The organism is Actinomadura harenae (genome assembly GCF_003696215.1).
In the GTDB taxonomy this organism is placed as follows: domain Bacteria; phylum Actinomycetota; class Actinomycetes; order Streptosporangiales; family Streptosporangiaceae; genus Spirillospora; species Spirillospora harenae.
In genome coordinates this window covers 1-5,782 of record NZ_RFFG01000211.1, presented here as the reverse complement: position 1 = coordinate 5,782, position 5,782 = coordinate 1, and the positions used below count along the sequence as shown (strand labels likewise).

Sequence of the window (5,782 nt, the reverse complement as noted above, 5' to 3'; positions counted from 1 at the left end):
GGGGTGGCGGGCGCGGGCGCGGGCGCGGAGGCGGGCGGGAGCGCGGGCTGGCCGGGCGTGGCCGAGCCGGCGTCCGGTGTCGCGCCGCCGTCAGGGGCGGGAGCCTGCACAACGCCGCTCTGCTCGGACGCCGGGTCCGTCGAGTGTTTCGGGTGCTTCGCGGGCCCGGAGGCCGGTGCCTGCTGGTCGTTCCCGGTTACGGTCGGGCCGGAAGTCGGGCCGTCCTCGCGCGGAGTCAGCGACAGGACGGTCTGCTCGGACGCGTTGCCCGCCCGCGCCACGATCACCACGTGCGGGACGGCCGCACGGCGTTCGTTCCGCGCGGCGTGCTTCCCCGGGACCCGGACGGCGATCGGGACCATCCGGCGGTCGCTGAGGTCGCCGAGGGGGCAGCTCAGCTCCGCGCGGTCCTGGCCGGGCGCGCAGGCGGAGGCCCGTCCGGCCCAGCTCAGCGGGCGTTCCGCGGCCAGCGCGAGCGACGCGCCCCGCGCGACCCCGCCCACCGGGCGGACCCCCACGAGATAGAGGAAGACGCGCCCGCCGCGGCGGCGGCGCTCCCCCACCGGCTCGGCCGTCGTGATCAGCCGCACGGCCGTGACCTGCGCATTCGCCGCTCCCGAAGGAGCCGACGCGGTTCCGCCCGCGCCCGAACCCGAGCCCGAAGGACTCGGTGTCGGCGTGGCCGTCGAAGACGCTGTCGCAGACGTGGACGTGGACGCGGAGGTGGGTGCGGTCGCCGGAGCGGTCCCGTCCTGCGGGACCGGGGTCAGCGGGGACGCGGTGGCCGTGCCCGCCGGAGCGGGCGCGCCGCCCACGGCCGAGGCGGACGAGACGACCATGGTCGAGGGCACCGCCAGGGCGCTTCCGAGCACCGCCACGCCCAGGCGGCAGGTCCTCCGTGCGCGTGTCCTTCTCGGTCCGCGGCGTCGCATCGCCTGGTGCCCCATCGCCGGTTCCTCTCCGCTACGCCGTTTCGGTCAGGTCGCGTCGGGGGGCACACGCTGTTATAACCACTCGGACACGAACCGTAACCACATCGATGTCTTTCGCAGAGTGAAATCCGTTCTCCGTAAGATGGGGCGATCGCTCGGGGAGAGGAGTCATCGGTGGCGGAGGCCGTACGGTCCCTGGAACGCGCCTTCGAGCTGCTGGAACATCTGGCGGACGCGGGCGGCGAGATGGCGCTGTCCGAACTGACCGAGGTGTCCGGGCTGCCGATGCCCACGATCTACCGGCTGATGCGGACGCTGGTGAACCACGGCTACGTCCGCCAGGAGCCGAACAAGCGGTACGCGCTCGGCCCCCGGCTGATCCGCCTCGGCGACGGCGCGAGCGGCCTGCTCGGCACCTGGGCGCGGCCCGCGCTCGCCCGGCTGGTGGACGAGGTCGGCGAGACCGCGAACATGGCCGTCCTCGAGGGCGACTCGGCGGTGTACGTGGCGCAGGTCCCGTCGCGCCACTCGATGCGGATGTTCACCGAGGTCGGACGGCGCGTCCTCCCGCACTGCACGGGCGTCGGCAAGGCCCTGCTCGCGCAGCTTCCCGAGCCGCGCGTCCGGGAGATCCTCTCCCGCACCGGCATGCCCGCCCGCACCCAGCACACCTTCACCGACCCGAACGCCCTGGTGGACGAGCTCGCGCGCGTGCGTCAGCGCGGCTACGCCGTGGACGACGAGGAGCAGGAGATCGGCGTCCGCTGCGTGGCCGTCCCCCTGCCGGGCGCGCCGACGCTCACGGCGTTCTCGGTGTCAGGGCCGTCCGCGCGGATGACGCACGAGACCGTCCTGGAGGTCGTCCCCGTCATGCGCGCCGTGGCCGCGGGCTTCGCCGCCGACCTGGACGGCGCCTCCCGCACCTGACCCGGGCACGCGAACGGCTCAGGACAGGCGAACGACTCAGGGCACGCGAACGACTCAGGGCACGCGAACGACTCAGGACATGCGAAAGGCCGACGGCGCGGAGCCGTCGGCCTTCGGAATCGCCGCAGGTCAGTCGACGATGTCGCCGACCACCACGTGGGGGCGGCCACCGCGCTCCCAGGCGACGTAGTCGCCCGCCGCGCGGATCAGGACCGTCGCCATCCACAGGGCCACGCCCGTGTCGTCGACGACGCCGACGATGGGCAGCATGTCCGGGATCGCGTCGATCGGGGAGATGATGTAGACGATCCCGAGCGCCAGCAGGCCGAGCGAGCCGATCGACATGCCCTTGTAGTCGCCGCGCAGGATCGACTTCAGCATCCTCGGAACGGCGCGGACGCGCTCGCCGAAGCGCGGCGCACCGTCTTCGAGCGTCTCGCTGTAGATCTGCCAGGCCTGGCCCGCGGCCGCCGCTCCTCGCTTCCCCTTCACGCGTCCTCCCAGGTGCTTCGCGGGCGATCCGACACCGCCCGTACCTTTCTAGGACGCGAACGCGACCTATCTTGTTCCCTCGGCCACCCTCAGGCCGTCCCCGTGACCACGGTCTCAACCTCGCCACGAGGCGCCAGGCCGGTGATGCGAGGTGACAGTTTGCTATCTCTCCGGAACAGAGTGTGCGGATTGGGGGGCATTCTTCGCCGTCCGCTGGAAACATGAGCTTCGGGAACTCCGGACTCGTGGGAGGGGCGCCGCCTCCCGTCCGTCCGCGGGCACCGCACGCCCCGGACGTTCGGGCCCCGGGACACGGCGGTGTCCGCGCAGGCGACCGCCGCGACCGCGAGGAGCTGAGCTGACGATGACCGCCCACCCCGCCGGCCCCGATCCCCGTCTCCGCCCCACCGGGCCGGACGACCCCATGAGCACCGCCCCGGACGAGCCCGGAGGCGGCCCGGCCGCGTCGAGCGCGCGCCCCCAGGTCCCGGCCACCGGCCTCGCCAGGCGCGCCGAGAGCACGCCCGCACCCGCTGACGCGACGCGCCCGGCCGAGCCGCTGTGGCCCGTCCGGGGGACGGCCGCCGGGCTCGGGTACGTGGCGCTGCCGCCGACCGCCGTGGACGCGCGCGCGTCCGGCCCGACCGAGCTGATCGTGGCCTGGCCCGGGTTCGACCCGCCGCGCACCGCCGCGGCGATGGCGACGGCGGTGCCGATGACCGGCGTCCCGACCTGGCGCGTCTTCCTGGACCTGCCGCACCGGGACGATCCGTCCTCCGTCCTCCCGACCGGCCTCGACTCGCAGGGGTTCCTCACGGACGCGGGCGTCACGGCGTTCGGCGCGTCCGTCGAGCAGGCCGCGGCGCTGCTGCCCGCCGTTCTCGACGACCTGCGCCGCGACCTGGACGTCCCCGTGGCGCCGGTCGCCCTGGCCGGGTTCTCGGCGGGCGCGGCGGCCGTGCTGCTCACGCTCGCGCGGCAGACCGTGCAGGTCAGCACGGCCGCGCTGGTCGCGCCGGTCGTGTCGCCCGCCCGGCTGGCCATGTCGGTGGAGAAGCGCGCCGGGCGGGAGCGCTCCTGGAGTCCCGCCGCGGACGAGCTGGCCGAGCGGCTCGACTTCGCCGTCCAGGTCGGGCGGGTCGCCGGGGCGGGCGCCGCGCTGCTGCTGATCGGCGGCGCGCGCGACCGGATCGTCCCGCCCGCCGAGGTGACCGCGCTGCACGACCTCCTGGCCCACTGCGGCGCCCCGGCCGTGGAGGCCGCGACGTTCCGGATGGGCCACGCCCTGGCCGCCGCGCCCGGGACGGAGGCCCGCGCCCCGATCACCGAGGCCGTCCGCGTGGACGGCGTCCTCACCGACTGGTTCCGCGAACGCCTCGCCGAGCCGACGACGCCCGCCGCGCCGCCCGTCTCCCTGCACCTGACCGGCAGCAGCTCAGCCTGACCGGCCGGCCCGGAGGCCTCTCGCCCCCGCCTCGCACGAGCCGCTCCCCTGATCGCGACACCGGCTAAAGACTTTTGGTGGTTGCGGGAGGCGCGTGGTGAGCCGTCGGGTGTGGTTGCTGGACGCCTTCACCAGGGCGCGACGGACGATCTCGGAGTAGAGAGGGCGGGCTCAGCCGCGGGAGAGGACCTCGTAGCGGACCGGGATGACGCCCGCGCCCATGCCGTCCACCTGCTTCATCGCGGCGGTCGACAGGTCCAGGCAGCGGCCGGACACGAACGGGCCGCGGTCGTTGATGCGGACGACGACCGACTGGCCGTTGCTCTTGTTGGTCACGCGGACCTTGCTCCCGAAGGGGAGGGTCTTGTGCGCGGCGGTCAGCGCGCTCGGGTCGAACCGCTCGCCGCTCGCCGTCGACTGCCCCTCACCGTAGGAGGACGCCTGGCACGTGCCGGTCGACAGGACGGTGTACTTCGGCTTCTTGGGCTTCGGCTTGGCCTTGGGAGCCTGGGTGATCTCCACCGGCTGCGGCACCGGGTCCCGCTTCTCGCCGCGACTGGCCTTGCCCGGCTTCTTGCGCGGCGGGTCGGCCACCGGGGCCTGGGAGGGCGTCTGAGCGGGGGGCGGGGTCGGCTGGGCCGCGAGCCGACGCGTCTGCGCCGCGTTCGCGGAGCCGCTGGAGCCGCCGCCCATGAGGAGCGCCGCCGCGCCCGCCGCCAGGACGGCGACCGCGACGCCGGACGCGACCAGAACGGTGCGCAGCCGGAACCTGGGACGATGCTTGCCCACGGAGAGATCCTTCGTTCGGGGACAGGACCCCGGACGTCCGCATTCCGGGCCGTGTTTCCGGCGCACGCCGACAAAGGACTTTCGTTCTTGATCGCGTACGCCCGCGGGATCTCCTCCGGCGAGGGGCTTCTCCGCCTCGCGTCCCGCTCACGGCACCGGTGCTCTCGACATGTCCGCCGCTCAGCGGTTCGGACGTCCGGCGGTGCGGCTCCCGGCCATCTTCAGTTGGACGAACCAGAGCTCATTCATGTGGGGCCGCACACAAGTCCTTGACCGTACGTTGCGTTCCGCTTGGTGCAAACTTCAGACTTGCCTTTGTGGGCTTTGTCACCACGTATTTGTCACTCCGAAGTGGATCTAGTGCGCTCCGTCGATATCGCACCTGCCGATCTCGGCAAGATAACAACGATGTAATTCACCCTGGACAAGCGAACGGGACGCCCGCGCCGTCGTGGCGCGGACGTCCCGTGGGAGACCGGATCAGGAGGCGGCGGACCGCCTCTACTTCAGGCCGGGCAGGCCGACCTGCGCCGGGTCCGAACCCCCGTTGACGCTCTTCAGCACGTCCGAGATGACCGGCACCGGCGGCAGCCCGGCGGGCGCCTCGGACGCCTCCGGAGCCGTGGCGCGACGCTCGGCCGACGTGGCCCGCCGCGCGGCGGACGGAGGCGCCTGCCCGCCGCCCTTCAGCAGGTCGGTCAGGTTCTTCAGCAGGTTCCCGCCGAGCGGCGGAGCCTTGGACGCGTCCGGAGCGGAACCGTCCTGCTCGCCGCCCGAGCCCAGGTTCTGGTCCGGGTTGGGGCTCGCCACGGACAGGCCCCGCTCGTCCGAGCCGTACTGACCGCGAGGAGCGAACTGACCGCGCGGGCCGTACTGGCCGCCCGGACGGTGCTGACCCCGCGGGCCGTGCTGGCCGCGCGGACCGTACTGGCCCTGCTGCCCCGGCTGGCCCTGCTGACCCGGGCCCTGCTGGCCCTGCGGACCGCTCTTGCTGCCCTGCTCGTCCGGCTGGGGCATGAGCTTGCCGAGGATGCCGCCCAGGATCGGGATCTGCGACGCGGGCGAGTCGTTCGGCCCCGGCTCGCCGTGGACGGTCGCGCCGTGCCCGGCCGGGAAGGTCGCGAGGCGCTCGGCGGCCGCCCGGCCCCGCCGGTGCGGCGCGGTCGGGGCCTTGTGCGCTCCGGGCGCGCCCGGAGCC

Annotated in this window: 4 protein-coding genes and 2 pseudogenes; 2 read left to right on the top strand and 4 right to left on the bottom strand. The window is 74.1% G+C overall.

Annotated features, from left to right (window positions below; translation table 11 throughout):
* Positions 1 to 590, bottom strand: a pseudogene (locus tag EBO15_RS42510) (hypothetical protein); the annotation flags it as partial.
* 516 nt (positions 591 to 1,106) lie between these two features.
* On the opposite strand from EBO15_RS42510, the gene EBO15_RS42505 reads away from it, so the two are divergent.
* A complete protein-coding gene (locus tag EBO15_RS42505; RefSeq protein ID WP_267898466.1) occupies positions 1,107 to 1,859 on the top strand; it encodes an IclR family transcriptional regulator in 753 nt (250 codons plus the stop codon).
* Positions 1,860 to 1,988: 129 nt separating this feature from the next.
* Here the strand turns inward: EBO15_RS42505 and EBO15_RS42500 are convergent, their stop codons facing one another.
* Positions 1,989 to 2,351, bottom strand: coding sequence for a YkvA family protein (locus EBO15_RS42500; RefSeq protein WP_122200098.1), 363 nt, complete (start codon positions 2,349 to 2,351; stop codon positions 1,989 to 1,991).
* Between the two features lie 364 nt (positions 2,352 to 2,715).
* Between EBO15_RS42500 and EBO15_RS42495 the strand changes: the two genes are divergently transcribed.
* Positions 2,716 to 3,795 (top strand): alpha/beta hydrolase family protein, encoded by a 1,080-nt coding sequence (locus EBO15_RS42495; RefSeq protein WP_122200097.1) that lies wholly within the window; start codon positions 2,716 to 2,718, stop codon positions 3,793 to 3,795.
* 171 nt (positions 3,796 to 3,966) lie between these two features.
* Here EBO15_RS42495 and EBO15_RS46975 read toward each other — a convergent pair whose 3' ends face one another.
* Both EBO15_RS46975 and EBO15_RS45630 read right to left on the bottom strand, forming a co-directional pair.
* Complete coding sequence (locus EBO15_RS46975; RefSeq protein ID WP_325051988.1) at positions 3,967 to 4,584, bottom strand: septal ring lytic transglycosylase RlpA family protein; 618 nt, start codon at positions 4,582 to 4,584, stop codon at positions 3,967 to 3,969.
* A gap of 501 nt (positions 4,585 to 5,085) precedes the next feature.
* A pseudogene (locus EBO15_RS45630) lies at positions 5,086 to 5,782 on the bottom strand (hypothetical protein); the annotation flags it as partial.